The organism is Algisphaera agarilytica (assembly GCF_014207595.1).
Classification (GTDB): Bacteria; Planctomycetota; Phycisphaerae; order Phycisphaerales; family Phycisphaeraceae; genus Algisphaera; species Algisphaera agarilytica.
Genome location: NZ_JACHGY010000001.1, coordinates 3,838,599 through 3,865,111, shown reverse-complemented (window position 1 = coordinate 3,865,111; position 26,513 = coordinate 3,838,599). Strand labels below are relative to the sequence as shown.

The window sequence follows — 26,513 nt, the reverse complement described above, 5'->3', positions numbered from 1 at the left end:
CGCTTTTTCAACCCCGAAACGCGCAAGGCGAAGCCGAATCGTGGGATAGATCGCCAAAAATATTCTGGAATACATCACCCGCGTGTGATTCCTCGTGCGCACCAACCCGCCGCTGACGGGTGCGTGTAAAATGTGTTTACCGGGGAACGTCCCATCCCGCGGGCGGCCAGCAATTGAGCTTTTGACGTTAGGTGCTTAGTGGAACACGTGGGTAACATCTTTCAGTGCCTCATCCTTTTACTGCTGACGCTAGCAACGTGGAGATTGGCCCGTAAATACGGCTTGCTTGGCCTCCTCGGAGCACAACTTCTTGCCATTCCTGGTTTTTGGGCGATCGGGTTTATTGCCCTGGCATCGGGAGTCTGGCCTGATTACGACGGCATATGGGTATTGGGTTCGGTCCTCTGGGCATTCCTTTTCAACTGTTTGCTGTTGCCGATAGGTGGCCGCGCCGTCTATCTTCACTCGAAGTCGGCTTCTCACCGCTTACGCTCCTCAGAGCCCCCGGCTGATACCGAGGACTCCACATGCGCGCCAGTGAATTGAGGTGCGGAACACGTCGCTAGGCATGGGTGGCCGGGCCAGAACAACGTGATGCCCCGGAATCTGCTGGCGTCTGAATAAATGGGATAGTGCAGGGAAAATGCTCCATAAAGAAGTCTTTTCGGTGCTTGAAGCACACCTGTTGCGGCTCAAAGACTTCTTTACGCTCTGAAAAGGATCCTTTTTAAGGCTTGAAGAACTCATTGCGCACCTAAAAGGATCCTTTGCGGGCCTTGGCGCATGCTTTCAGGAGCGCAAAGCATACTTTTCGGTCTGGAAAGTATGCTTTGCGCGTCGGAATGAACTCTTCAAGGTGCGGAAAGAAGTCTCTCAGAGCCGTAAAGAACTCTCTTGCTGTCTGAAAGGATACTTGCCGCCCCTGGGAATAATGTACGCCTCCCTTTTTCTGTCCCTGTCCCCACCTTTGCCCTTCAATAACGTTAGACTTTGCCAAGCGTCTCAGCCGATAATAAAGCCAAGCTCTTGTCCGGACCCAGGAAGTCGATGCTAGACCCAAAGATCACTGATCTATGTCAGGCAGGAGACAGACTTCTCGACAGCCAAGATCTTCTCGGCGCATTAATTGCTTACCAAGAAGCTTTATCGTTGGTACCTGAACCAAAGCATGACTATGCCGCATCCGTTTGGCTGTACACCGCCATAGGCGATGCTCTTCTTTTTATGAATCGGCATGAAGAGGCTCACGTGGCATTTCATAAAGCTTTGTTTTCAGCCACAGGATTCGGTAACCCCTACATCCATATGCGATTAGGGCAATGTCGATTTGAAATGAATGATTTGGATCTTGCTGCAGACGAACTGATGCGAGCTTACATGGGCGATGCTGAGGCAGTAATTGAGGGTCAGGACCCTAAGTATTTCGAATTCCTCAAAACGCGTGCGCATATCTGAGAGGAGAATACAGCCAAATCAAGTCCACACCTCCCCTTATCTGCCCTCTTCACTTACTCTGTCACTCAGGGTTACTTGCCGATACCGAGGAATCAACATACTCAACTATTTGATTGGTGCTGCCGTCCAGTAAGGTGACCTCAGGGGAAACTCCTTTTTCTAACATTGTCTGTAGAGCGTGCTTCCGAAATGTCTCGGCGTCATTTATGTTCCCGAAACGCGCGTTAATGTAAATCCCTGAAATGTAAAAATCTTCGAGTTCCACAGTTGGTGACGACATCAAGCCAGCATCGAAGATTGCCAGGTGTGCTTTTTCTGCGATCTCTAAGTATTGAGGGTTTGGATTGACGGAGATTGTTTCTTGCTTCTCGATCTCGGATATCGACATGGTACCTTCATAGAGAAGATTGCGAAGATGGAAAAACACCATCCTGTCGATCAGCCATTCAGTTTCGTTGCCATCAATGACCTCTAGGCCGTTTGAAAGCAAGAATGCTTCGGTTGCCCAGTAAATGCCGTGAGTTGATGGGTGTCGCCAATCTAAAGTGCCGAGGTGGTTTTCTAGGTTTCCGACTAGCTCAATTGAAATGTTATTTGATACTAGCGCAATCTCGAGCTCATTTTTCGCGAGAGTTGCGCTCCATTCTTCGAGATGTCTCACTGTATAGTAATTGTGGATCTCATCGAATCTATGTCTAAATAGATGCAGATAGAACCAAGCCATTTCTGTTCTTAGTTCTGCAGACTCAGGGTTTTTTGTGACGGCATCTTGCCCAATCAACTGTAAGCCGTCTTTTACGTTTTTCCAGCGTTCCGCATAGCTTTGCTTGGTGCTAGGAATGTTGTAGATCAAATTGAAAGCAGCTTCACTCCATAGGCTCGGAACGTGAGGGTGTTGCTGGAGGATTTCTGTGATCTCGAAGTGATAGGCCTGGAAGTTTCCTTGGTATTTAAGTGGCTCTATCGCTTTAATTAATCGCTTGTACTCCGGGTCTTCTTTGTCAGATAGTTGGGCAAAGCAAGTCGGTGTGCCTGTTCCGCAAATGAACAGGAACAGAAGTATCAGATAAAATTTAGATGACAGCAGACGAGGCTGATGTGTTTCCAATGTGGTCCCCGCGGTTAGTTTGATACTTTTGGCGCAAAGTGATGCCACAATTAGTGGCTGGTAGTTCATCGATCAAGTTCCGACCACAGCCAAACTCACCTGCCGTGACTTGCTGACCTTCGCTTCGAACTCACTCCAGAACTTGTTGACGATGGTGCGGATGGCCCAGTTGGCGCCGTCGCTGAGGCCACAAATATTGTTGCCGGGCATGGAGCCCATGCTGGCGGCGAGTTCGAGGAGGAGGTCGAGGTCTTTCATCTCGCCGTCGCCGGCTTCGATGCGGGACAGGAGTTTGTAGAGCCACTTGCTGCCCTCGCGGCAGTGGGTGCACTGACCGCAGGATTCGTGGCTGTAGAAGTGGGCGCAGTTGCGGGCCATGGCGACCATGGAGACGTCTTCGGGGATGACGGTGATGCAGGCGGTGCCCAGGCCGAGGTTGGCCCATTTCTTGCCGATGTCGAAGTCGAGCTCGACGCCCTGCTCGGCTTCTTCCTGGGAGACGACGCCCATGGAGATGCCGCCGTGGAAGTAGGCTTTGGTGGGTCGGCCACTGATAGCGCCCTGGCCGTATTGTTCGATGACGTCGGTGAGTTTGACGCCGAGGTGGTCTTCGTAGACGCCGGGGCGGTTGACGCTGCCGGAGATGCCGATGAGCTTGGTGCCGAAGGAGGCGGGGACCTGAGGCGGGGCGCCTTCAGGACGGCCCTTGCCGTGGGACTTCCACCAGTCGGCCCCGTTGAGGACGATGTAGGGGACGTTGGCAAGGGTCTCGACGTTGTTGATGATCGTCGGCCGGGCGAAAGCGCCGGCGACGGCGGGGAACGGCGGCTTGATGCGGGGCCAGCCGCGTTTGCCTTCGAGAGACTCGATCAGGCCGGTCTCTTCGCCGCAGATGTAGGCGCCCGCGCCGCGGTGGAGGAAGAGGCGGGGCTCGCGGCCGTTGATCTTGCCCATGCGGGAGTTGGGGCCGAAGACGTTGTTGTCGTAGGCTTCCTGGATGGCTTTTTCGAAGGCGTCGCGGTGGTGGTGGTACTCGCCGCGGATGTAGAAGTAGGCGGTGTCGAGCTGGCAGGCGAGCATGCAGAGGGCGATGCCTTCGATGACGCTGTGCGGGTCGTACTGGATGAGGATCTGGTCTTTGAAGGTCGCAGGCTCGGACTCGTCGGCGTTGATGCAGAGGTAGCGGGGGCCGTCGTCGAGCGGGGGCAGGAAAGACCACTTCATGCCGGCGGGGAAGCCCGCCCCGCCGCGGCCGCGGAGCTCGGCGGCTTTGACGGTTTCGATGATGTCTTTGGGCTCTTGTTCGAGGGCTTGGTCGAGCGCGGCGTAGCCGTCTTGCTTGACGTAGTCGTCGTAGCCGATGTACTTGCGGTCGGCGAAGTCGCCCCAGGGCGGGGTGGGGATGCGTTTGAACAGGAGCGGTTGGTCGAGGGGCATGGGCGGGGTTCGCTGGGGTTGGAGCGGCGATCTGCGATCGCCGGCTAAACGAGTTTCAAGGTTGGACTGATTCTAGCTTTATCCGGCGTCGGGGGCAGGCTCGGCGGGTTCTTCGTAGGCGTTGACCTCGGTGATTTCGATGATGTCGACCTTCCAGGGGCGTTCGGTGAAGATTTCGTCTTCGCTGAGCTGGAAGACCTCGCCGGGCTGGAGCAGCGGGGTGCGGAAGGCTTTGTTGCCTAGGCGTTCGCGGGGCTGCTTGTTGCCGAAGGGTTTGTCGCCCTGGAGTTCGATGATGCCGGAGAAGCGCATGGGGGTTTCGGAGTCGTTGCGGAGGAAGACGTTGGCCCAGATGGCGTCGCGGCGGTACTCGGAGTAGTCGAACTCGTGGCGTTGGCGTTTGCCGTTTTCGTCGCGGAGGATGGTCTTGCCGCTGCCGGAGGTGCGGATGAGGCCGAACTCGTAGGCGAAGCGGTACTCCCAAGCGGCGGAGCTTTCGGGCGCGGCGTCGGGGTTTTTAGGGTCGGCGGGGGTTTGGCCGGGCGTGGGCGTCTGGGTGGCGGCGTCGGTCTTGGCCTGCTCGAGTTGGGCCTCGGCTTTGGCGAGCTTACCGCGGAGGCGTTCGATGGTGCGGGCCTGCCAGTCGATGCGGGCCTGGAGGTCGGGGGCGGCGTCTTCGAGGGCCTGGCGCTGCTCGGCGAGGGACACGGCCATGACCTGGTTCTGGAGGGTGAGGTCTTTGACCAGCGCGATGAGCTCTTCGCGGGTGAGGTCGTTGAGGTCTTTGGGCAGGCCGGTGACGGCGGGCGGCTTGGCGGGGGATTCCGTGGCGGCAGGGGTTGTGGAGGTGGCGGGTGGTTCGGCGGCGTGCGCGGCGGAGCCGCGGCGCTCTGTGGGGGCGGCGAACAGCAGGCACAGCGCGAGCGACAGCAGGCACCAGCGGACGGCGGGGTTGGGGCGGAACATCATGACACGGGCTCCCGTGTAAGCGGCGGACCGGCCAGTCGCCGCGGGTGGTGGATCAATTTGTCGAGTCGTCTTTACGCGGGGTGATCTCGATCTCTTCGATCGTGGTTCGACGGAGCGTGGTGGTCGTGTCGAGTTGTTTCTCTTCGACGGTTTTGCGGACGGTGGTTTTCTGGTGGTCTTGCACAGGCTTGACCACGTTGTGGACGGTGAGGCCGAGGTTGCGACAGGCTTTTTGGAACCAGGACATGGGCTGCCGTTGTGGGTTGAGCCGCGCGGCAGCTTCGCAGCCGCGGGCTTTCGGGGTTAGAGCTTGTCGAGGACGTCGCCGACGTTGTTGGGGGTGAGGTTTTCGTGGAGGGTTTCGTCCACGAGCATGCAGGGGGCGCCGCCGCAGGCGCCGATGCATTCGACTTTCATGAAGGTGAACTTGTCGTCATCGGTGGTTTCGCCGGGCTGGATGCCGAGCTTTTCGCTGACGGTTTCGGTAATTTTAGCCTCGTTCATGACCTCGCAGCTGACCGATTGGCAGACCCAGATGGTGTGCTTGCCGCGGGGTTGGAGGAAAAACTCTTCGTAGAAGGTGGCGGTGTCGAGGAGCTTGGACGCTTCGAGGCCGAGGAACTCGGCGGCCTCTTCGAGGGCCTGGTACGGGAGCCAGTTGTAGTGGTGCTGGATCTCGTGGAGGATCGGAAGCGCCATCGCCTGACGGTTGGGGTAGCGGTGGGCGTACCGCTTCTCGAACGCGTCCTTGATCTCGTCGGTGAGATACGGGGTGTCGCGGCGATCGATCTGCATCGTGCCGGAGGGTTTGGTGATCCAAGCCATAAACTTACTCTTCCGTGACTGTTTCGGTAGCCTTCTTATTTGATTTAGGTTCGAGCATATAGATGCAGGCCAATGAGAACGTGACCACCACCATTATCGCCAGATCAATGAACGGATACTCCTTACTCAATCCTCGAAATGGCGCTACCGCCCACATGACAGCCAAAAGGGCTGGAAACACGACATAGTTCCACCGAGTTTTGAAAACTGTATCACTCATCGGTCCAACTCCGCCGCAATGATATTCAGGCTACCGAGCACCGCAACCGCATCCGACAACAGGTGCCCTTCCAGCATCTTCGCCATGAGCGAGAAGTGGATGAAGCTGCAGGCGCGGTGTTTGACGCGCCAGGGGTGCGGGCCGCCGTCGCTGACGATGTAGAAGCCGTGCTCGCCGTTGGCGGTTTCGGTGGCGGCGTAGACCTCGTTGATCGGGGCCTTCCACTTGCGGTTGGTCATCACGAGCTGGAAGTGTTCGATGAGGCCTTCGATGCTGCCGTAGACCTCGGCCTTTGGCGGTTTGATCATCTTGCCATCGGCCCAGGTGTTCATCGGGCCGCCGGGGATGTGGTCGATGAGCTGCTCGATGATGTGCATCGACTGGCGGATCTCTTCGAGGCGGATGAGGTACCGGCCCAGCACGTCGCCGGTGGTGGCGACGGGGACCTTGAACTTCACGCCGGGGGCGCCCTGGCCGTCCCAGTTGTCGGCGTAGCAGAGGTAGGGGTTGTCTTTCCGCACGTCGCGCATCACGCCCGAGGCGCGGGCGACGGGGCCGGAGCAGGACCAGTTGATCGCTTCTTCCTTGGTGATGACGCCGATGCCTTCGGTGCGGTCGCGGAAGATGCGGTTCTTGTTGAGCATGCCCGCGAGGTCGTCGATGGCTGGGGGGAGCTTCTCGCGGATGATCGACTTGACCATCGTCTTGAAGACTTCTTCATCGGGCAGGTCGGCCATTGCGCCGCCGACGCGGGTGTAGTCGGGGTGGAAGCGTTGGCCGGAGATGTAGTCGACCACGTCCATGATGGCTTCGCGTTCGTTGAAGCCGTAGAGGAAGCCGGTGAAGGCCCCGAGGTCGAGGGCCGCGGCGCCGACGCCCAGCAGGTGGTTCTGGATCCGGCCGAGCTCAGCCATGATCGTGCGGACCGCTTTGCAGCGGGGCGTGATGTCGATGTCGAAGAGTTTTTCGACCGCGTGGTGCCAGCTGATGTCGTTGTTGATTGGGCTGACGTAGTCCATCCGGCTGACGATGGTGACGTACTGGTTGTAGTCGAGGGCCTCGCCGAGCTTCTCGAAGCCGGAGTGGAGGTAGCCGATGTGCGGGGTGATGCGGGCGACGCGTTCGCCGTCGAGCTCCATGACCATGCGGAGGGTGGTGTGGGTCGCGGGGTGCTGGGGCCCGAAGTTGAGGGTCCAGCGGTTGTCGCCGCCGGGTACTTCGTCGCGTCCGAGTCCGCCGGGGCGGAGCGGGTCGTCGAGGTAGGGCGTGGTTTCGACGTCGAGGTCGATGGGCTTGAGGTCGTAGGGCATGGTGGCTGATCGTCCGTCGCGGGGGAATGCGGGCGTATGCCGATTGTAAGGCGACACCCCCAGCCCCGCCAACTGCGTTGGAGAGATAAACTTAACGCGATGCGGGACACGGCGATGGCCATTCTGGAATCGGCCCGGGACCTGGGCTTTGCGCTGGCGGGCATCGCCCCGGCCGGGCCCAGCGAGCAGGCGGACGCGGTTCGCGACTGGGTCGCCCAGGGCAAGCACGGCACGATGGGGTGGATCGAGAACCACCTGGACATCCGCGTCGATCTGGAGAAGCTGTTGCCGGGGGCGGCAAGCGTGGTGGCGGTGTGCGATGCTTATGCGTCGCAGCCCCCGGAAGCCCCGGAGGGTTCGGCCCCCTCTCCCTTCAGGGAGAGGGCTGGGGTGAGGGTGAGTGAACCTGACGCGGACCACGGCATGGGCGGTGGGGAGTATGCGGATGCTCAGCACCCCCACCCTCCCCCGGCCCCTCCCTCAAGGGAGGGGAGTGATTTGCCGCGGGGCAAGATCGCACGCTACGCCTGGGGCGACGACTATCACAAGGTGCTCAAGAAACGGCTGCACAAGCTGGCGGATACGCTGGCCGAGCGGTTCCCCGAAGCGGCGTTTCGCACGGCGGTCGACACCGCCCCGGCGTTGGAACGCGAGATCGCGGCGCGGGCGGGCCTCGGGTGGCAGGGCAAGAACACCATGCTCATCCACCCCCGTCATGGCTCGTACACGCTGCTGGGCCTGGTCGTGACCACGCTCGAACTGCCGAGTTCCGAAGAGCTGGGCCATCCCGAGTTGCCGGGCATGGGCGTGACGGTGCCCGCGACGGATCACTGCGCGAATTGCACGCGGTGTATCGACGCCTGCCCGACGGATGCGATCGCGGCCGAGGGCTATTCGATCGATGCGTCGCGGTGCGTGAGCTATCTCACGATCGAGCACCGCGAGCCGGTGCCCGGTGAGTTCCTCGAAGGAATCGGCGAATGGATCGCGGGGTGTGACATCTGCCAGGAGGTTTGCCCGTACAACACGGTCGGGCAGCGCAACCCCCTGCCGGTGCACGAGCGATACGACCCGGGGCCGCGCGGGTTTGCCGACGGTCTGGATTTGGTTGAGGTGTTGTCGTGGGCCGCAGACGACCGTACCCGTGTGTTCCAAGGGTCGGCCCTCAAACGCATCAAGCTCGACATGATCCGGCGCAACGCGCTGATCGCGATTGGCAACGTGTTGGCCCAGCGCGACGATGCGGGGTTGCGCGATGCGGTGCAAGGCTGCCTGGACGATGAAAGCGAGCTCGTCGCGACGACCGCACGGCAGGTGTGGGATCGCATTCAACCCGTTTAGCGGGCGAAGCGAAGCGTCCCGTTTGTCGGCGCACGAATACGCGGGACGCTTCGCGTCGCCCGCTAAACACGGGGATAAAAACAGCCCCCGCACCACCCGGAGGTTATGCGAGGGCCTGGAGGATCGAAGCGATTGGAAGCTGGGGTCAGATGCGACGCACAATCGTGCGCAGCGCGCTGGCGATCTCGGCCAGGGCGAGCAGGCCGATCGCCAAACCCAGGCCCATGCCCAGCACGACGAAGCTGCCGGTCTCTGAGGCACCCATGCTGCGCGACTCACGGCCGAGCACGATCGCACCCGCCACGGCGACGAGGCCGAGCGTGCGCAGCGGCTTGATCATGAGGCTCAATGTGCGGTGGGTTTCGCCGCGGGTCTGGTCGCCGGTGTCTTTCCAGGGGCGTTCCTGCCACATCCGCACGGCACGGCGGCTGGTGTTTTCCACGGCCGCCGCAAAACGCGTCAGCGGGCCCGGCCCGGCGTCGTCGAGGTCGACCACGGCAGGGATCGGACGCGGCTTGGGTTGGTACACGGTGTCGCGGACGCGCGGCCGAAGGCTGCGGCGATACGACGAAGGGCCCTTCTTGGATTCGGGCTTGGGCGTCGTGGCGGTGAGCGAGCGCTTGGGCTCGGGCGGCGTCCATGTCGGGAGTTTCGGCTTTGGCGGGTCGGCCGGGAGCTTGGGCTTGATATCGGAGAACGGCCGTGAGGAACCCGTGCGGGAGTCGCTGCGGCCGTGCTTGGCCATGAGCTCCTGCTTACGCTCCATCATCTGCTTGCGGAGCGCTTTGCGTTCTTTCTTCGAGAGCGTTGCGGTTGAGCCGGGGGTAGACATGGGGCATCTCCGGGTGATCAAACAATGGTCTATCGGAGGACACGCCCGCTTGGCTACGAGATTCGGCCTCGACAGCCGATAACTCGGGCTCTGGGATGTCGGCGACGGCCTGTTGGAGCTGCTCGTTGATGGTGACCGCCATGGCCAGGTTGTCCACCATGTCACGAGCCAACGAGCTCTGCGGCATCTCGCGGTCCAGGATCAGGCCGCAGCAAGTCAGCCACGACAGCCAGCCCGCGATGCCCATGAACTTCATGCCGTCTTCCAGCAGGTGTCGGAAGTTCGCGTCGCCCATCCGCCCCTGGTAGATGTCGGTGGTGAGCATGATGCCGAAGAACATGCAGGTCATGACCAGCAGGGGAAGCGCCCGGTTGGCCAGGATGAATCGCCGGTAGGTGAGCAGGAACGTAAACACCGCCCCGCTCAGCAACCCCAGGACCCAGATCTCGTTGATGCCCAACAGCTTGGGGGCGTAGTGTTCGTGCACCATGAAGGCGTCATCCACCAGCAGCGCCACGGTGACAGCCCCCGCCACGAGGTGGAACCGGATGATCCAGCCGTGGCTGCCCGCCCGGAAGTGACGCAATGCGCTGTACCCGCAGACGGCTGCCGCGGCGGCCCACAACGCGAGCCCCGCTTGCGACATCGCCCCGGTCAGCGGATGGACCCGGGCGACCGATGCGATATCTCGCGTCAGAGCGCCCAGCGGAATCCCCGCACCGCTGCGTTCGTAAGCCCAGGCTAATACGCCTGCCAGCCCAACAAAACACGCGGCCACCAACGCCGAAACGCCGGCGATTTGCGCAAACCGTCTCACCTGGATGCGATGTACTTGACCCACAACAACGCTGCTCCTTATCTGTCTTGATCGTCCAGATAAGGAGGCGGGTTGAGGTTATTGTTACGGATGGGTTAGCAAAACAAGTAACCCAAGAGCGGCTTACGCCCCGTGGCCTTCGGGGACGCCGACGATGCTGAAGCCGCAGTCGACGTGGATCGTTTCACCGGTGACGCCGGTGGACAGGTCGCTGAGCAGGTAGACCGCGGTGTCGCCGACTTCTTCACCGGTGTTGGCCCGCTTCATAGAGCTGGTGTGTTCCTGGTAGGCGATCATCTGGTCCATGCCGCCGACGCCCGAGCCCGCGAGGGTCTTGAACGGGCCGGCCGAGATGCAGTTCACGCGGATGTTGCGGTCGGGGTGGCCGAGCTCGTAGGCGAGGTAGCGGGTGGTGTGTTCGAGGCAGGCCTTGGCGATGCCCATGACGTTGTAGCCGGGCGTGACCTTTTCGCCGCCGTAGTAGGACATGTTGATGATCGCCCCGCCGTTGGTCATCAGCGGCATGGCCCGCTCGGACATCGCGATGAGCGAGTAGGCCGAGGTGTCGATCGCGCCGAGGTACACCTCGCGCGGGGTCTTGTGGAACATGTCGGGCTTGAGGTAGTCCTTGTCGGCGAAGGCGATGGAGTGGACGACAAAGTCGAGCGTCGCTTCGTCCTGCTGCCACTTGGCGAAGACCGCGTCGAGCGATTCGTTGCTGTTGGCGTCGCAGGGGACCAGCCAGGGGTCGTCGATGCCCAGGCTCTTGGCGGCCTTGGCGACGCGGTGTTCCATCTTGCCGATGGGCAGGTAGGTGAAGCCGAGCTGGGCACCCTGCTCGACGAGCTGCTTGGCGATGAAGTAGGCGTAGGACCGCTCGTTGGCGATGCCGAAGATGATGCCTTTTTTGCCGTCCATGAGTCCCATGTGCGAATCTCCTGATGCGATAGCGGGTGGTTGGTGGGTTGAGTCGTGACCGTACAACTTAGCAGGACCTAGAAGCGGGGACAAAGCGGGCGGGGGCGTGGGCCGCGGTCTGCCGCAACGCGGGGTCAGGCCCCGTGGCTAACGTCGGGTGGTGTTTTGGAATCCATGCGCCGGGGGTTCTACACTGCGGGCATGTCCACCGAACCACGACATCAACCCCCACGCCGCCGCCGACTCCGGCCGTTGGTCGGAGGTATCGCACTCGTGCCGGTGCTGGGCTTGGTGGCGATGCTGCCGAGCTGCGGCTCGCCGGACTTCGCGACCGAGGCGGATGTGTTGACGGTGTTGGAACAGCCGCGCAGCGACGAAGAGTTGCATGCCATGGGCGACCTTGGCCGGCGTCTGTTTCTCAAGAACAACTGCCAGCAATGCCACGTCGTCGAGGGCATCCCGACCGGAGCCCCCCGCCTGGCCAACCTCTACACCACCCAGGCCATCCTCCGCGACGGCACCAAGATCGACCGCGACCGGGCCTACGTCGTCCGCTCGATCCTGCGTTCACAGGACCAGATCGTCGTGGGCTATCCGCAGCAGATGTCGTCCTACCGCCACCTGCCCGCCGAAGACGTCGCCGCGCTGGTGGTGTATCTCGAGCGTTACTCCCCGTTTGCAGAGCCTGAAAACGGCGGCGAACCGGATTCACCTGTCGCCGAACTGCCGATTCCGCAGGAATAATCCGGGTTTATGCCCGATAGGCATCGATTGGTTTTACGCTGACCCGAATTTTCGGCCGATAGCTCCGTTACAGGCCGGATGATCGGCCCGTACGCAGGCGTTCGGTTGGCATCGTGGTTGCTGTCTCAGTCTTGCATCGCAGCGAAACGTTAGAATCCAAACGAAGACCTGCGGCCCCCGACGGGTAACCGGCGCTACAATGGTTATTGCAGACGCTCTACCCGTAGTCCCCTCAGATAGCGAGAACCTATGTTCGAACGATTTACTGACCGTGCTCGCAAAGTCATGGCCCTGGCTAATCAGGAAGCCCAGCGGTTCAACCACGAATACATCGGAACCGAGCACATCCTCCTGGGCCTCGTCAAAGAAGGCTCAGGGGTCGGAGCCAACGTCCTGAAGAACCTGGACGTCGATCTCCGCAAGGTCCGCCTCGAAGTCGAGAAGCTGGTCAAGTCCGGCCCCGACATGGTCACCATGGGCAAGCTGCCCCAGACCCCGCGTGCCAAGAAGGTCATCGAGTACGCGATCGAAGAGGCCCGCAACCTCAACCACAACTACGTCGGCACCGAGCACCTCTTGCTCGGCCTGCTGCGTGAACACGAAGGCGTCGCCGCTCAAGTCCTGATGAACCTGGGCCTGAAGCTGGATGACGTCCGCGAAGAAGTATTGAACCTGCTCGGCGCAGGCGTCGACCCCGAAGAAACCACCGGCGGCGAAGAGTCGTCCGGCGGCGGCTCGTCGTCGAGCAGCGGCAAGTCCAAGGGCGGCAAGTCCAAGACCCCGGCGCTCGACAGCTTCGGCCGCGACCTGACCGAGCTGGCCCGCGAGGGTTCGCTGGACCCCGTCATCGGCCGGGCACACGAGATCGAACGCCTCGTTCAGATCCTCTGCCGCCGTACGAAGAACAACCCCGTCCTGCTCGGTGAAGCGGGCGTCGGTAAGACCGCGATCGTCGAGGGGCTCGCCCAGAAGATCATCGGGCAGGATGTGCCCGAGATCCTGATCGATCGCCGCATCGTCGTGCTCGACCTGGCCATGATGGTGGCCGGCACGAAGTACCGCGGTCAATTCGAAGAACGCATCAAAGCCGTGATGAACGAAGTGCGTCGCGCCAAGAACGTGCTGCTGTTCATCGACGAGCTGCACACGCTGGTTGGTGCCGGTGGCGCCGAGGGCGCGATCGACGCTTCGAACGTGCTCAAGCCCGCCCTTTCGCGTGGCGAGATCCAGTGTGTCGGTGCGACCACGCTCGACGAATACCGCAAGTACATCGAGAAAGATGGTGCGTTAGAGCGTCGCTTCCAGACCATCATGGTCGAGCCGCCGAACAAGGAAGACACCGTCCAGATCATCAAGGGCATCCGCGACAAGTACGAAGCCCACCACCGCGTGCAGATCACCGACGAAGCCGTCGAGGCCGCGGTGGAGATGTCGGACCGCTACATCAGCGCCCGCGTCCAGCCCGACAAGTCGATCGACGTGATCGACGAGGCCGGTGCCCGCATCCGCCTGAAGTCGATGAGCAAGCCCCCGAACCTCGCCGATATCGAGGAGCAGATCGAGCGTCTGTCCATCGAAAAGGACGAGGCGGTCAAGGCCGCCGACTACGAGCGTGCCGCGGAGCTGCGTGACAAGGCCGAGTCGCTGCGTCGCGAGAAAGAACAGATCCAGCGTGACTGGCGTGCCAAGTCCAAAGAGATCGATGGCGTCGTGGACGAAGAAGTTATCGCCGAAGTCGTCTCGAAGATGACCGGCGTGCCGCTGACCCGCCTCGAAAAAGAAGAGTCGCAGCGCCTGCTGCAACTCGAAGACGAGCTGCACAAGACCGTTGTGTCGCAGGACGACGCGGTCAAAATCGTGTCCAAGGCCATCCGCGTCTCGCGGGCCGGTCTCCGCGATCAACGCCTGCCCGTCGGCTCGTTCATGTTCGTCGGCCCGTCGGGCGTCGGTAAGACCCTGCTCGCCAAGGCCCTGGCCGAATTCATGTTCGGCGAACAGGACGCGCTGATCCGCATCGACATGTCCGAGTACATGGAGAAGCACAACGTCAGCCGCCTGATCGGCGCGCCTCCCGGCTACGTCGGCTACGAAGAAGGCGGTCAGCTCACCGAGCAGATCCGTCGTCGGCCGTACTCCGTGGTCCTGCTCGACGAGATCGAGAAGGCCCACCCTGACGTGTTCAACATGCTGCTTCAGGTCATGGAAGAAGGCCAGCTGACCGACTCGTTCGGCCGGCACGTGGACTTCCGCAACGTGATCCTGATCCTGACCAGCAACGTCGGCGCCGACCTCATCAAGAACAAGGCGGGCTTCGGCTTTGCCAAGCACGACGAGGACGCGGACTACGACAAGATCAAGAAGACGCTGCAGTCTGAGATCGAGCGTTACTTCCGCCCCGAGTTCATCAATCGTCTGGATGAGATCGTGGTGTTCCGCCCGCTGAACAAGGAAGACCTGCACACCGTGGTCGACTTCGAGCTCGGCAAGGTGTTCAAGCGTCTGGTTGAGCGCGGCATGGAGCTTGAGCTCGACGACGCCGCCAAGGACTTCCTCATCGACAAGGGGTACAACCCCGACTTCGGTGCCCGTCCGCTGCGTCGCGCGATCAGCAAGTACGTCGAAGACCCGCTGGCCGAAGGCATCCTCAAGGAAGATTTCCACGACGGCCAGATCATCAAGGTGACCCGCGAAGACGAAAAGGATTACCTTAAGTTCGTGGGTGAAGACAAGCCCGCCGCTCCCGAGGACGACAAGTCCGCTGAGGGCGACAACGGCGAGGAAGGCACCGACACCGAAGAGCCTGCCGAGGCCGGTGCCGAGAGCAGCTAAGCCGCGGCTTCCCCCGGCCGTAATCGGTCAACGAATCACAAACTGGAAAAAGCCCGCCGATAATGGCGGGTTTTTTCGTGGTGCTGAAGATCATTAGCAGGGCGTGAGACTTCGGAAAACGTTCAAGTCATCGGCGGGGATGCCCGAAATCAATAAAGCATAGCACCGGCTGGGCCTTTCAAAGGGGTTTAGCTACTCGCTATCGCCGCATGCGGAGGAGTTTCGCCGCGGTATACATGGGGTCGGTCCCCGGGGGGAATGTAAGCATCAGGCATGAACGAGCAGCTTCTCGAACGCGTCCTTCAGTCCCCCCGTCTTCCCAGCCTGCCCACGATCGCCCTGGAGGTGATCGACCTGGTCCAGCAGAAGAACGTGGACATCAAGCAGATCGCCGACACCATCAAGATGGACCCGGCGCTGTCCAGCAAAATCCTCAAAACCGTTAACTCCAGCTTCTACGGCCAGGCGTACTCGATCTCCACGATCAGCCACGCGTTGGTTGTGCTCGGGCTCAACAGCGTCAAGACGCTCGCCCTGGGTTTCAGCCTCGTGAACAACCTGGCCGACCAGGGCGGCGACGGCTTCGATCACATGGAATTCTGGAAGCGTTCGCTCTTCACCGCGACCGCCTCAAAAGCCCTGGCTCAGAAGGCCGGAGTGGTTCAGCAAGAAGAAGCCTTCCTCGGCGGCCTGCTCCAGGACCTGGGCATGCTGACCATGAACCAGACCCTGGGCAACGAGTACAACATCCTCATCGCCAAGGCCGGCACGTCGCACGCCAAACTGCAAGATCTGGAACGCGAGCAACTCGACCTGCCCCACCCCGAGGTCGGCGCCAAGCTCGCCGAGTCGTGGAGCCTGCCCAAGCTGCTTTCCAGCGCGATCCGTTTCCACCACGACCCCGACGCTTCGGAAATCGACACCCGCCCGGTGGTGCAGTGCGTGGCGCTGGGCAACCTGGTGGCGGATGTGTTCGTGCTGCCCGAGGAAGAGTCGGGGGCCGCGCTCGAAAACTACCGAGCCAAGGCCCAGGAGTGGTGCAATATCCCCGCCGAGGAATGCGAGACGCTGCTCAAGGACATCCACAAGCTCACCAAAGAGATGCAACGCCTGTTCGACCTGCCCACCGGCGGGCTGGGCAACGCCGACGACATCCTCGCCTCGGCCAACGAGGCCCTGCTCAACCTCACCATGCAGGCCCACCAGGAATCGAGCCAGCTCCAGGAGCAAGCCGCGAACCTGCAGGAACAGAACCAGAAGCTCGAAGACAAGGCCTACACCGACCAGCTCACCGGCAGCGCCAACCGCCGGGCGTTCGACGAATACGTCGAAGAGCAGTTCCAGGCCACGACCGGCGACGCCCCGCTGACCATCCTGTTCATGGACATCGACAAGTTCAAGGTCTTCAACGACACGCACGGCCACGCCGTCGGCGACGAGGTGCTGGTCAAGTTCGCCCAGGTCCTCGAGGCCGCCACCGGCGACCAGGGCCGTGTCTTCCGCTACGGCGGCGAGGAATACTCGATCATCTGCCCGAGCACCTCGCGCCTGGAAGGCGCCAAGTTCGCCGAGCACATCCGCGCAACCGTCGAAGCGGATTGCAAGATCACCAAAGACGACGGCACCGTGCTGGGCGTGACCTGCTCCATCGGCGTCGCCTGTCACGAAGGCGAAACCTTCAACAGCGCCGAGGTCATGATCAAGGCCAGCGACATGGGCGTCTACGCCGCGAAGGAAGGCGGCCGCAACTGCGTCCGCGTCTTCACGCCCCGCAAGAAAGCCGCGGCGTAGGGCTTACTCTTCTGAGTTCAAATCATCCGCATACGGCTCCAGCTCCGGCGGGAGCTCGGAGGTGTTGACCCGTAAGACCAGATTCTCACGGGACACGCTTTCTTCTGGCGACTCGGCAGATACACTCCAAACGACGAAACCGCCCTCTTCGGGGTGCCATCGCTTCATGGGTTTTCCGGTGAGTACGCCGATCGGTGGCTCGGATTCAATACTTGAGTGATCTGCGCTGCTGTGGATTCGTAGGGCCCAGAAGAGCAGGTCGCGTTGCTCCTCGACGGTTGCGGCATTTCTCACCGGTGACGAAAACGAATACATGAAATGATTTGCGATCGTGAAGACCATCGGTATCTCCACGTCTTCAAGGCTTTCAAACTTGCCGGCCACCTCGTAATAGGGTTGTTTGGCCAGCTGTGAAGCCTGGACAAGGCCCCTGAGAAGAAAGGCCCGGTCTTGGTTCCGCCACAGCCGCGTCCACCGCTCCTCGGGCATACCACTCGAGAAGTCTTCCATCTCCGGCCCGGTAAACACACTGTGGGCGTAAAGCGGTGACTCCCCGAGAATGCCTCGGCTGATCTGCTCGCGGTATTGGCGGGTTTCCAGGATAGATAGCGTTGATTCGAGTTGCGACGCTTGCGGCAAGCCGATGGCCTTGATCGCTTGGATAACCAATAAATCGATTGACTGTCGAACCAAAACATTGATCAAAAAAGGCGGCTCGCCGGCATGCTCCGCTAGGCGCAAAGCCACGGTCAGGTTTTCGTCGGCACGCTTCCAATCGTCTGATTTAGCGGCGAAATATGCATCCGCGATCAGCAGCCTCGCGACAGCACGGCATTGCCCCAGGTGAGGCAGCAAAACAAGAATCATATTCTTGGCGTCGTAGTCAAGTTCCCACTGGCACTTTGTCAATGTTGAGGCCTGCAACGCGATGTCCAATACTTTTTGCCTCGCCGCAATCGCGGCGGCGAGCACTTCCGGGTCTGCCGTGAAGGGGTCTTCGATAGCGAGAACCTCGGGCTGGGTGTCTCCCCAGTCGCCGTAGTTGTCTCCGTATCCCCCGAAACCGTAAGGATCGACTTCCTCCGTCGATTCCGAATTCTCCGCCGTCGCGACCGGCGAGGCTTCGTCGATCTTTTCCAATAGCTCGGCCGCCTCGACCCACAGCAACGCCGCGTTTTCTTCATTCGGAACCCGCGGCTCGCCGTAAGTCGAGAAATCCACGACCCCGCCCAAGGCCTCGATCTGGGCGTAGGCCTCGTTGAACTGCTTGCGGCCGCTGAAATCGATCAGCCAGGCGCACGCGGCGATAAACCCAATCGTCACCATAAAAGCCGCGATCGCCAGCTTGTATCGTGTCTTCATGTGTGCTCCTGCAGGATCACGGATGTTGTGGCGTTCGACTCACGGTTGGCGCAGTGCGATCAGTCTACTTTTCGTTGTGCGCGTGGAGAATAATCTTTCCATTCTTGCTGGTACGCTTCGAGTTCGGGTGGTAAGGAATCGGTTTTGGTTTGGCAGACCAGCGAGAAACGCCTCGGGCCGTAGTCAGACGCTTCCGCCGCAGTGCTCCAAACAACAATCCCCCTGTCCTCGGCTAGCCACACACGCACCGGATGGCCGGTTAAAAGATCGACAGGGAGTTCGCGTTCACCGCCCCACCGATCGATCCGCTGCGACACCGGTGTCTGCCGGATCTGATCGGATAGCAGTAAGAGGTCGCGCTGGAGCTCAACATGATTTGCGGTCTGGGCTGCGGCCTTGCCTGCAGGAAGCATGATGCCCGAGAGCACATACGGAAAGCCGCGGGGCTCGTCTAGCGCCGCCAAAGAACTCTGGGCTTCTGCATACGGCTGTTCGGTTAGTGCTCCGAACTGATGCAAAACCTCAACGTAGTTCGCCATGTCGTATTGGGTCCACAGCCGAACGGGCCAGCGGCCTAGATAAGCGATTTCCGTGTCGTTGGAATGCATGTAAGCCAGGCCGAAGGGTATTTCGCCTCTAAGTGCATCCGCGATCAATGATCGATAAGGCCTGGTGCTGAGGGCCTCACGCAGGGTAGGGAGGTCTCGGCTCAGGTTGGCGTCGTTGTCTTCGATCACATTCATCGCCAAAGCGTCGAGCGAAATCGAGACCATGCTGTTGATCAGGGCCGGTGGAACAGACACATCGTCCGACAGCGCGAGGATCGCCAGAAGGCTTTGCTCGGCCCTAACGTAATCCCCCCGACTAAGCGCGACGCGTGCGTCGGCAGACAGAAAACGGCCAACCAGGCGGGTCTGGCCGATGTATTCGTTGTCGATCCAAGATATGGGGTCGTTGTAGTCGATCGGCCAATGCACCGCTGAACGATCTGCCGCCTCCCAGGCTTTATCGACGGCTTGTTGCCGGGCGTCGATCGCTGCGGCGAGCAATTCGAGATCGGCGTATTGCGGTTTACTCAACGCCTCTTGCTCGGCAGTGAGTTCACCGTTCCGGTTGTGACCCGTTTCACCCCAAGCCAAAGCCGCGGCTTTGAGCCACGCTGTGGCGGCGTTTTGGTCGTCCGCGAGCTCAGGCCGGGCAAATCCCGAGAAGTCCCGGAAGCCGCCGTCCGCCACGACCGCGTCGACGCTCCGCTCCAGCGTCCGCTTGCCGTGCCAATCAACAACCAACGCGCTGGCCACAAGCAGCAGCGTCAGCACGGCCAACGGGATCAGCACGAATTTGTAGCGCTTCTTCATGGCCCCATCATACGGCTGACCATGTTGCAGCCGTGGGGATGTTGCCGGGTCGGATCGCTATTTCACCAGCAGTTCCGCGATCTGGACCGCGTTGAGGGCGGCGCCCTTGCGGACCTGGTCGCCGCAGACGAACAGGTCCAGGCCCACGCCTTCGGGTTGCGAGAGGTCGCGGCGGATGCGGCCGACGTAGCAGTCGTCCTGGTGCTGAGCATCCAGCGGGGTGGGGAAGCGGTTGTTGTCGCGGTCGTCGATGAGCGAGACGCCGGGGGCCGCGGCGATGAGGTCGCGGGCCTGGTCTTCGGTCATCGTGCCGTCGAAGGTCAGGTTGATGCTCTCGGCGTGGGCCCGCATGACCGGCACGCGGATGCAGGTCGCGCTGACCGCCATCTTGTCGGCGTCTTCGACCTGGCCGAGGATTTTGTGGGTCTCGTGGACCATCTTCAACTCTTCCTGGTTGTAGCCGTTGGGCTGCATCGGGGAGTTGTGGCTGAAGAGGTTGAAGGCGTACTGGAAGGGGAAGATGTCCTTGGTGGTGACTTCGCCTTCGAGGGCTTCGCGGGTCTGTTGTTCGAGTTCGCGCATCGCCGCGGCACCCGCGCCGCTGGCGGCCTGGTAGGTGCTGACGATCATGCGTTTCACGGGCACGGCCTGGTGCAGCGGGTTGATCGCGACGAGCATGATGATGGTCGAGCAGTTGGGGTTGGCGATGATGCCCGCGACGTTGTCGCTGCCCAGGCCGATGTTGGCCTCGGCGATCGCGCCGGGGTTCACTTCGGGCACGACCAGGGGCACGCCCTGGGTCATGCGGAAGGCCGAGGAGTTGTCCACGACGACCGCACCCGCGTCGACCGCGGCGGGGCCGAGCTTCTTGCTGATCGAGCCGCCCGCCGAGAAGAGGGCCAGGTCGACGCCCTTGAAGCTGTCTTCGGTGAGCTCTTCGCAGGTGATCTCGTCGTCGCCGAATTTGAGGGTCTTGCCCGCGCTACGGGCGCTGGCGAGCAGGGTGAGCTTGCCGATGGGGAAGTTGCGCTGCTTGAGGACGCGGAGGAACTCTTCGCCGACGGCCCCGGTAGCGCCGACGATGGCGACGTGGGGCGCGGACTGACGGGAAGACGACGAGACGGACGATGCGGGGGAAGAGGCGGGCATGGTCGATTCCAAAATCGGGGCGGCTTCGGCCGCGGTTGATGAGAATCGCACATCATAGCAAACGTGGCTCCTGTTTCCCCCGAGCTCGGCTACAATCGGGTATGGCGTCAACGAAGTGCTGGTGGCTGAGATCGCAGGGGTTGGCCGGGCTGCTCGCTGGGCTCATTCTCGTGGGCTTGCCCCAGCCGGCTCTAGCGGCGGTTTACCTCGAAGACTCGCCCGCCGCCCTGCAATTGGCGGACGAAGCGGCGGACCTCCAGGCCCAGGGGCGTTTGGGGGAAGCGGCCCAGAAACTCCAGGACATCGTCGACGAATACCCCGGCAAGCTGATGCCCATCGACGAGACCGGGTACACCGATGCCCACCGCTGGGTCCGGCAGCGTTTGGCCGGGGACGAGGCGTTGCTCAGCGCTTACCGGCGGCGTTTCTCTGCCGTGGCGGAGCGTGCCTTGCAGGACGCACTTGCGGGCGAAAGCGACCAGCGCGAAGCCCGGGTCATGGCGTTGCTCGAAAGCTACCCGCTCACCCCGGCGGGGCTGGAAGCGGCTTTCCTGCTGACGGGATTACAGCTGGAGCGCGGCGATGGCGACGGGGCCGCGGCGATGCTGCTGCTCGCCGAGACCCACCCCGACCGATCGGCGGCGGATGCTCGGTACTTCGAACTGCTGGCCTGGTCCGCGGCGTTGCAGCAGGACTCGGCCGCCCGTGACGCGGCGCTCGCCGCATTGGCTGAATCTGGCGATGCCACGGCGGTGGCCTCGTTGACGCGCACGCTGTCGAATCTGCCGCAGGGCGACGCGGCGGCCGATGAGCCCGCGCGGGTGCCCTCCGTACCGATGCAGCGTCCGTTGTGGCAGGTCGGGATCGAATCATCGCTGGGCAACAAGGTCGTGGCGCAACCGCGCGTAGCGCAGAACGCCGCGGGCGAGTCGGTGGAGCTTCGGCCGGTCGCGGCGGGGACGCTGATCCTGATCAACGACAACCAGCGGGTCTATGCGATCGACCGGGTGTCGGGCCGTCTCCGCTGGTCGCATCTCTACGGCGACGAAGAGGCGCGACCCAACAACACGTTCAACTCCGGGTTCGGTGCCGGCCGTGTTGTGCAGGATCGACGCGAGGCGTTGGTCCACGGCGAGAATGTCTACGCCATCCTCGGCTTTGCGGTGCCCTGGCAGGGGCGGCACCGGCGTCAGGTGATCGATCCGACCGAACTGGTCAGCCTCGATCGCAACACCGGCGAGCTCCGCTGGTCGGTGACCCCCGGCGAGCTGGACCCCACCCTCGAGCGTGCCGCGTTTCACGGCACGCCGGTGTCGTGCGGCGATCAGGTCATCGTTATGGCCCGGCGGAGCCAGGCGTCGAGCTTCCAGGACTCGTATCTGTTTGCAGTGGATGCGGTGACCGGGGATTTGCGGTGGCGCCGACACCTGGCCAGCACCTCCGGGCCCAACAGCCGCAACGCGCTCCCGCCGATGTCCTCGATGTCGATCGACAACGACATCATCTACCTGTGCGACAACCTCGGCGCGGCGGCCTCGGTCGATGCGCGATCGGGCAGTATCCGCTGGGTTCGGGTGCTGCTGGAGCAGCAGGCCAACGCCCGCGGGCAGCAAATCATCTCGATCCCCTTCTCCGAGGCGTCGCGTCCGGTCCGTAGTGAGGCGGGGCTGATCATGCCGATGCGGATCAACTCGGCCCGGGGGATGCTCCTGGCCCCCGACACCGGCGAGATCCTCGAAGAATTCAACTCCCAGTCGCCGTTGGCCAATGCTTACGAGTTCGCGCCGCTGAGTGACGGCGACGTGCTGGTCATCGGCCCGCAGCTGGCTCGGCTGGACGGCCAAACGCTGGAGCCGCGGTGGACCACGCCGATCACGCCGCGCAACGTCGAGGGCATCACCCCGCGTGTTTCGCTGTGGCAGGGCGTGGCCATGGTGGCGCGTGAGACCACGGGGCTGCAGTTCATCGACCTGGAAACCGGTCAACAGACCGAGCGTATCGAGCTGCCTTGGACCGGGGGCGTACTCGCGACGGACGATGTCTGGGTGGTCACCTCCGGCCGGCGTCTGGCGGGTTTCCTGGAGTGGTCGGTCGCTTACGACACCCTGCGTCAGCGTTCCGAAGACCAACCCACCTCGCCCGAGCCCGGGTTGAACATGGCCATGCTGGCGATCAACGCGGATCAGACCGAAGCGATCAACGAGGGCGTCGATCGTACGCTCCAGGCGTTGTCGTTCGACATCGACCGACGGGAGAAAGACCCGCAGGCCTGGCAGGCCGACCGCCAAAAGGTCTTCAGCGAGTTGTTGAACCTGACCGAGCGTGAGCCGGCCATCGACGCCACGGTCGCCGAGCGTCTATTCGATCGTCTGGCGATTACCACCGAGACCCCTTCGGAACTATTGGCGTACAACCTGGCTCGGGGCGATTACCTGGTGAAACTCGAACGGCTCGACGAGGCCGTGGATTTCTATCAGGCGATCCTGCTCGACCCGCAGCAGGCGGCCGAGTCTTTGGTCCGTGGGCAGACGACCCGCCGGGGCGACATCGCGGCGCGGCTGCGCTTGCTTCGGTTGGGGGAAAGCGGGAACACGGACTTCTACGCACGATTCGATCAACAGGCCGAACGCGAGTTGAGCAACCTGCTCGCGAGTCCCAACGCGGACGTGCAGGCCCTGCTGGACCTGGCCCGGCGTTACCCGTTGGCCCGCGTTTCCGCAGAAGCCGTCTTCGCGGCGGCCCAACGCCAAGCGCAAACCGATCGTCACCTTGGGGCGATCACGCAGTACCGCCGTGCGTTTCAGCTGGCCGACAACGACGACCTGCGTAGCCGTGCCGCGGGTGCCCTCACCGAGTACTACCTGGCCACGGGCAAGCCCGAGTCGGCGGTGCTGTGGCTGGAGCAGGTTCAGCGTGACCACCCGGCGCTGATGCCGATGCAGGCGGGCCTTCCTGTTGACGCGCAGGGCTGGCTGGCCCAGGTGCGTGACCTGCCCCAGATCCGTTCGCCGCGTGCCTCGTTGACCCCGCCGTTCGGCGAGACCCTGCGGTTCAAGGGTGAGCTGTTTCCCCCGGCCGATCCCGAGAACCCGCCCGACCGCTCGCAGGGCGTGCTCTACATCAGCGGCAACGATCGCTCGCTGTTCGGCCCCGCGTCACAGCTGACGTTTTACGACACCGAGACCCATCAACACCGTTGGGAGACCCCGCAGTACACCAAGTCGTGGCGGCTGATTGATCAAGGCGTGGACAACCTGGTGCTCTGGCAACCCCAGGCCCAGCAGCTCGTGGCGTTGAGTGCGTCCAACGGCGAAAACTTGTGGAACCCGATCCAAGTCATGCCGCTGCTGGAAGACCTCGGCGAGGGCGGGCTGGCCAAGTCGCGGCAGGCCAACGCGGGCGGTTTGCTGTCGGTGATTCAGGCCGACTTTGGGCCGATCAACGCGAATCAGAATCCGCGTGAACGCTTGGGTAACCCCGGAAACCTGGGCCAGACACCGCCGCATGTGTTGGCCGGGGAAGCGGTGGTGACCGTGATCGATGCGCGGGGCCGGGCGTTTGGTTTGGACCGGTCGAGCGGGCTGGTGCTGTGGCAGTCGGCGTTGCCGATCGATGTGGTTTCGCTCGCCCGGGTCCGGGACGATGTGCTGGCGGTGCTGGGCACGGTTTCCCCGGGCACCGAGGCGCAGTCGGGGCGTTTCCTGTTGATCGATCTGGCGACGGGACGGATGCGGTTCCCGCCGATCGAAAACCAGGAGCCCTCGTCTGACCTGATGTTTTCGGAGGACGGCGACGCGGTGCTGTTCTCACGCAACCAGATGATGCGCTACGACCGGCGGGACGGCGGGCTGCGTTGGCGGTTGGACATGCCGCCGTTCAACGGCACCCCCACGCTCATGCCCGCCGGAGACCGCGTCTTCATCAACGACCGGATCAGGCTCCTGTCGATTGATCTGGAACTCGGGGTGGTCCAGCGTCAGACGCCTAACCTGTTGAATCGCACCACCACCGGTGGCGTGACGCTCGGCCGGGACCAGATGCTCTACAGCCTGTCGCCCGAGGCGTTGTTTGCTTTGGATGCCGACCTGAACGTCCGCTGGCAGGACAGCCTGGCCAGTTTGCCCAAGCAACTGGTCTCGCACCGGGTTGGCGAGCGGCACGTCTTCGCGTTCGAGCAATATCGTGGCCCCGAAGGCCCGCCGGGCATGCGGCTCTCGGCGTTCGACCGGTCCAATGGAAGGCTGATCGCCCAGACCATGCTGACCAACCTGGGCAACGCCGGGGCGCTGACCACCGTTGAGCTGCTCCGGGACCACCTGCTGGTGGCGGGGCGCGGCGAGATCGCGTTGATCCCCGGCACGAAGCCCGCCGAAACCGACGAGCCCACCCAACCCGCTCCCACGCCCTAGCACGCCGATTCCGGGCGACGGCGGAGCGGGGTTTTTGCTCCGCCCCATCGAGCCCGATACGATTCGCTTGATTGACCGCCCCCCTTACCCCCGGACGACCGATGACCACCGACGCCGCCCTGCTGAACGACGCCCCCTCCGCCCTCGCCTCTGCCGACCCGGCCGTGGCCAAAATCATTGCCGCTGAGAAAGAGCGCCAGGAATACACCCTGGAGATGATCGCCAGCGAGAACCACGCCTCGTCCGCGGTGATGGAGGCCCAGGGGTCCTGCCTGACCAACAAATACGCCGAGGGCTACCCCGGCAAGCGCTACTACTCGGGCTGCAAGTTCTACGACGACGTCGAAACCCTCGCCATCGAGCGGGCCAAGGAGCTGTTCGGCTGCGACTTCGCCAACGTTCAGCCCCACTCGGGCGCCAACGCCAACCTCGCCGTCCAACTCGCCCTCCTGGAGCCCGGCGACACCTTCGCCGCGATCGACCTGTCCAAGGGCGGCCACCTGACCCACGGCAGCCCGGTCAACATCTCCGGCAAGTGGCTCAACCCCGTGACCTACGACCTGATCCTGGACGAGAATTCCGACGAGTACGGCTACATCGACTTCGACACCGTCGAGGCGGTCTGTGCCGAGCACAAGCCCAAGGTGCTGATGTGCGGCTACTCCGCCTATCCCCGCACGATCGACTTCGCCAAGTTCCGCGAGATCGCGGATCGCCACGGCTGCATCCTCTGGGCCGACATCGCCCACATCGCCGGCCTCGTCGCCGGCGGCGCCCACCCCAGCCCGTTCCCGCACTGCCACGTCGTCACCACGACCACCCACAAGACCCTCCGCGGCCCGCGCGGCGGCCTGATCCTCACCAACGACGAGGACCTGGCCAAGAAGTTCAACTCCGGCATCTTCCCCGGCACGCAGGGCGGACCGCTCATGCACGTCATCGCCGCCAAGGCCGTCGCCTTCGGCGAAGACCTGCAGCCCGAGTTCAAGGTCTACGCCAAGCAGGTCGTCGACAACGCCGCGGTCCTCGCCAAGTCGCTCATGGACAAGGGCTATGCCCTGGCTTCGGGCGGCACCGACAACCACCTGGTCCTCATCGACCTCCGCCCCACCGACCCCGAACTCACCGGCAAGGAAGCGGCAGTCTGGCTCGAAACGGCCGGCATCATCTCGAACATGAACACCGTGCCCAACGAGACGCGTTCTCCGTTCAAGACCAGCGGCATTCGCCTGGGCACCCCCGCCCTCACGACGCGTGGCCTGAAGGAGGACGTGATGCCCGAGGTCGCCGACCTGATCGACCGCGTGCTCACCAGCAAGGGCGACGAAGCCACCCTCGACGCCGTCCGCGCGGACGTGGTCGAGCTGTGCAAACGTTATCCGATGCCGCACTGAATTAGCGCCCCGCTTATTCCTACTACAGACCTGATGCGATGGGTAGTCGAGACTCGTTGTGGCACGCAATCCATGACATTCTTTGGAATGAATGGGATCCCATAGGCGTCAACCAATATTCGGTTGCGAGCGATGAATACGACAACTACATCCCTCAGTTGATCCAATTACTAGAAAGTGCAGCGGATCAGTACAAGCTCACTCAATACCTCGCCATGATCGAGTCAAAGGCTATGGGATTAGAT

At 62.3% G+C, this 26,513-nt stretch carries 19 protein-coding genes; 7 read left to right on the top strand and 12 right to left on the bottom strand.

The genetic code is table 11. The annotated features are described in order from the left end of the window. Positions 1-1,047: 1,047 nt before the first annotated feature. Entirely contained in the window at positions 1,048-1,455 is a 408-nt protein-coding gene (locus tag HNQ40_RS16730; RefSeq protein ID WP_184678963.1) for a tetratricopeptide repeat protein, read from the top strand. A 61-nt stretch (positions 1,456-1,516) separates the two neighbouring features. Here the strand turns inward: HNQ40_RS16730 and HNQ40_RS16725 are convergent, their stop codons facing one another. The 6 genes from HNQ40_RS16725 to HNQ40_RS16700 all read right to left on the bottom strand — a co-directional run bounded on the left by HNQ40_RS16725 (position 1,517) and on the right by HNQ40_RS16700 (position 7,324). Next, on the bottom strand, positions 1,517-2,632 hold the full coding sequence (locus tag HNQ40_RS16725) for a hypothetical protein (protein WP_184678962.1): 1,116 nt from the start codon (positions 2,630-2,632) through the stop codon (positions 1,517-1,519). A 3-nt stretch (positions 2,633-2,635) separates the two neighbouring features. Next, complete coding sequence (gene nuoF / locus HNQ40_RS16720) at positions 2,636-4,000, bottom strand: NADH-quinone oxidoreductase subunit NuoF (RefSeq protein WP_184678961.1); 1,365 nt, start codon at positions 3,998-4,000, stop codon at positions 2,636-2,638. A gap of 78 nt (positions 4,001-4,078) precedes the next feature. After that, entirely contained in the window at positions 4,079-4,969 is an 891-nt protein-coding gene (locus HNQ40_RS16715) for a hypothetical protein (RefSeq protein ID WP_184678960.1), read from the bottom strand. Positions 4,970-5,021: 52 nt separating this feature from the next. Further along, a complete protein-coding gene (locus tag HNQ40_RS16710) occupies positions 5,022-5,216 on the bottom strand; it encodes a hypothetical protein (protein ID WP_184678959.1) in 195 nt (64 codons plus the stop codon). A 56-nt stretch (positions 5,217-5,272) separates the two neighbouring features. Continuing rightward, positions 5,273-5,794 (bottom strand): NADH-quinone oxidoreductase subunit NuoE, encoded by a 522-nt coding sequence (gene nuoE, locus HNQ40_RS16705; protein WP_184678958.1) that lies wholly within the window; start codon positions 5,792-5,794, stop codon positions 5,273-5,275. Positions 5,795-6,010: 216 nt separating this feature from the next. Then, complete coding sequence (locus HNQ40_RS16700) at positions 6,011-7,324, bottom strand: NADH-quinone oxidoreductase subunit D (protein WP_184678957.1); 1,314 nt, start codon at positions 7,322-7,324, stop codon at positions 6,011-6,013. Between the two features lie 114 nt (positions 7,325-7,438). On the opposite strand from HNQ40_RS16700, the gene queG reads away from it, so the two are divergent. Then, a complete protein-coding gene (gene queG / locus HNQ40_RS16695; RefSeq protein WP_184678956.1) occupies positions 7,439-8,665 on the top strand; it encodes a tRNA epoxyqueuosine(34) reductase QueG in 1,227 nt (408 codons plus the stop codon). Positions 8,666-8,810: 145 nt separating this feature from the next. Here queG and HNQ40_RS16690 read toward each other — a convergent pair whose 3' ends face one another. The 3 genes from HNQ40_RS16690 to HNQ40_RS16680 all read right to left on the bottom strand — a co-directional run bounded on the left by HNQ40_RS16690 (position 8,811) and on the right by HNQ40_RS16680 (position 11,241). After that, a complete protein-coding gene (locus tag HNQ40_RS16690; RefSeq protein WP_184678955.1) occupies positions 8,811-9,497 on the bottom strand; it encodes a hypothetical protein in 687 nt (228 codons plus the stop codon). Beyond that, positions 9,421-10,314 carry a hypothetical protein gene (locus HNQ40_RS16685; protein WP_184678954.1) on the bottom strand — a complete coding sequence of 298 codons (894 nt, stop codon included), beginning with the start codon at positions 10,312-10,314 and terminating at the stop codon, positions 9,421-9,423. The genes HNQ40_RS16690 and HNQ40_RS16685 overlap by 77 nt, the downstream gene beginning before the upstream one ends. A gap of 123 nt (positions 10,315-10,437) precedes the next feature. Beyond that, positions 10,438-11,241 carry an enoyl-ACP reductase FabI gene (locus HNQ40_RS16680; protein WP_184678953.1) on the bottom strand — a complete coding sequence of 268 codons (804 nt, stop codon included), beginning with the start codon at positions 11,239-11,241 and terminating at the stop codon, positions 10,438-10,440. Positions 11,242-11,433: 192 nt separating this feature from the next. Here HNQ40_RS16680 and HNQ40_RS16675 point away from each other — a divergent pair, with 192 nt between their 5' ends. The 3 genes from HNQ40_RS16675 (at position 11,434) to HNQ40_RS16665 (ending at position 16,596) form a co-directional block, all read left to right on the top strand. Then, positions 11,434-11,976: a c-type cytochrome gene (locus HNQ40_RS16675; protein WP_184678952.1), complete on the top strand. Its 543-nt coding sequence runs from the start codon at positions 11,434-11,436 to the stop codon at positions 11,974-11,976. Between the two features lie 249 nt (positions 11,977-12,225). Then, entirely contained in the window at positions 12,226-14,805 is a 2,580-nt protein-coding gene (locus HNQ40_RS16670) for an ATP-dependent Clp protease ATP-binding subunit (protein ID WP_184678951.1), read from the top strand. A gap of 273 nt (positions 14,806-15,078) precedes the next feature. Continuing rightward, positions 15,079-16,596, top strand: a complete 1,518-nt coding sequence (locus tag HNQ40_RS16665; protein ID WP_184678950.1) for a sensor domain-containing diguanylate cyclase — start codon at positions 15,079-15,081, stop codon at positions 16,594-16,596. A gap of 3 nt (positions 16,597-16,599) precedes the next feature. Here the strand turns inward: HNQ40_RS16665 and HNQ40_RS16660 are convergent, their stop codons facing one another. The 3 genes from HNQ40_RS16660 to HNQ40_RS16650 are packed head-to-tail and all read right to left on the bottom strand — an operon-like array spanning position 16,600 to position 20,465. Then, complete coding sequence (locus HNQ40_RS16660) at positions 16,600-17,958, bottom strand: hypothetical protein (protein ID WP_184678949.1); 1,359 nt, start codon at positions 17,956-17,958, stop codon at positions 16,600-16,602. 59 nt (positions 17,959-18,017) lie between these two features. After that, on the bottom strand, positions 18,018-19,316 hold the full coding sequence (locus tag HNQ40_RS16655; RefSeq protein ID WP_184678948.1) for a hypothetical protein: 1,299 nt from the start codon (positions 19,314-19,316) through the stop codon (positions 18,018-18,020). A gap of 57 nt (positions 19,317-19,373) precedes the next feature. Next, positions 19,374-20,465 (bottom strand): aspartate-semialdehyde dehydrogenase, encoded by a 1,092-nt coding sequence (locus HNQ40_RS16650; protein WP_184678947.1) that lies wholly within the window; start codon positions 20,463-20,465, stop codon positions 19,374-19,376. Positions 20,466-20,566: 101 nt separating this feature from the next. On the opposite strand from HNQ40_RS16650, the gene HNQ40_RS16645 reads away from it, so the two are divergent. Then, on the top strand, positions 20,567-24,874 hold the full coding sequence (locus tag HNQ40_RS16645) for an outer membrane protein assembly factor BamB family protein (protein ID WP_184678946.1): 4,308 nt from the start codon (positions 20,567-20,569) through the stop codon (positions 24,872-24,874). Positions 24,875-24,975: 101 nt separating this feature from the next. Beyond that, complete coding sequence (gene glyA / locus HNQ40_RS16640; protein WP_184678945.1) at positions 24,976-26,268, top strand: serine hydroxymethyltransferase; 1,293 nt, start codon at positions 24,976-24,978, stop codon at positions 26,266-26,268. Positions 26,269-26,513 lie beyond the last annotated feature (245 nt).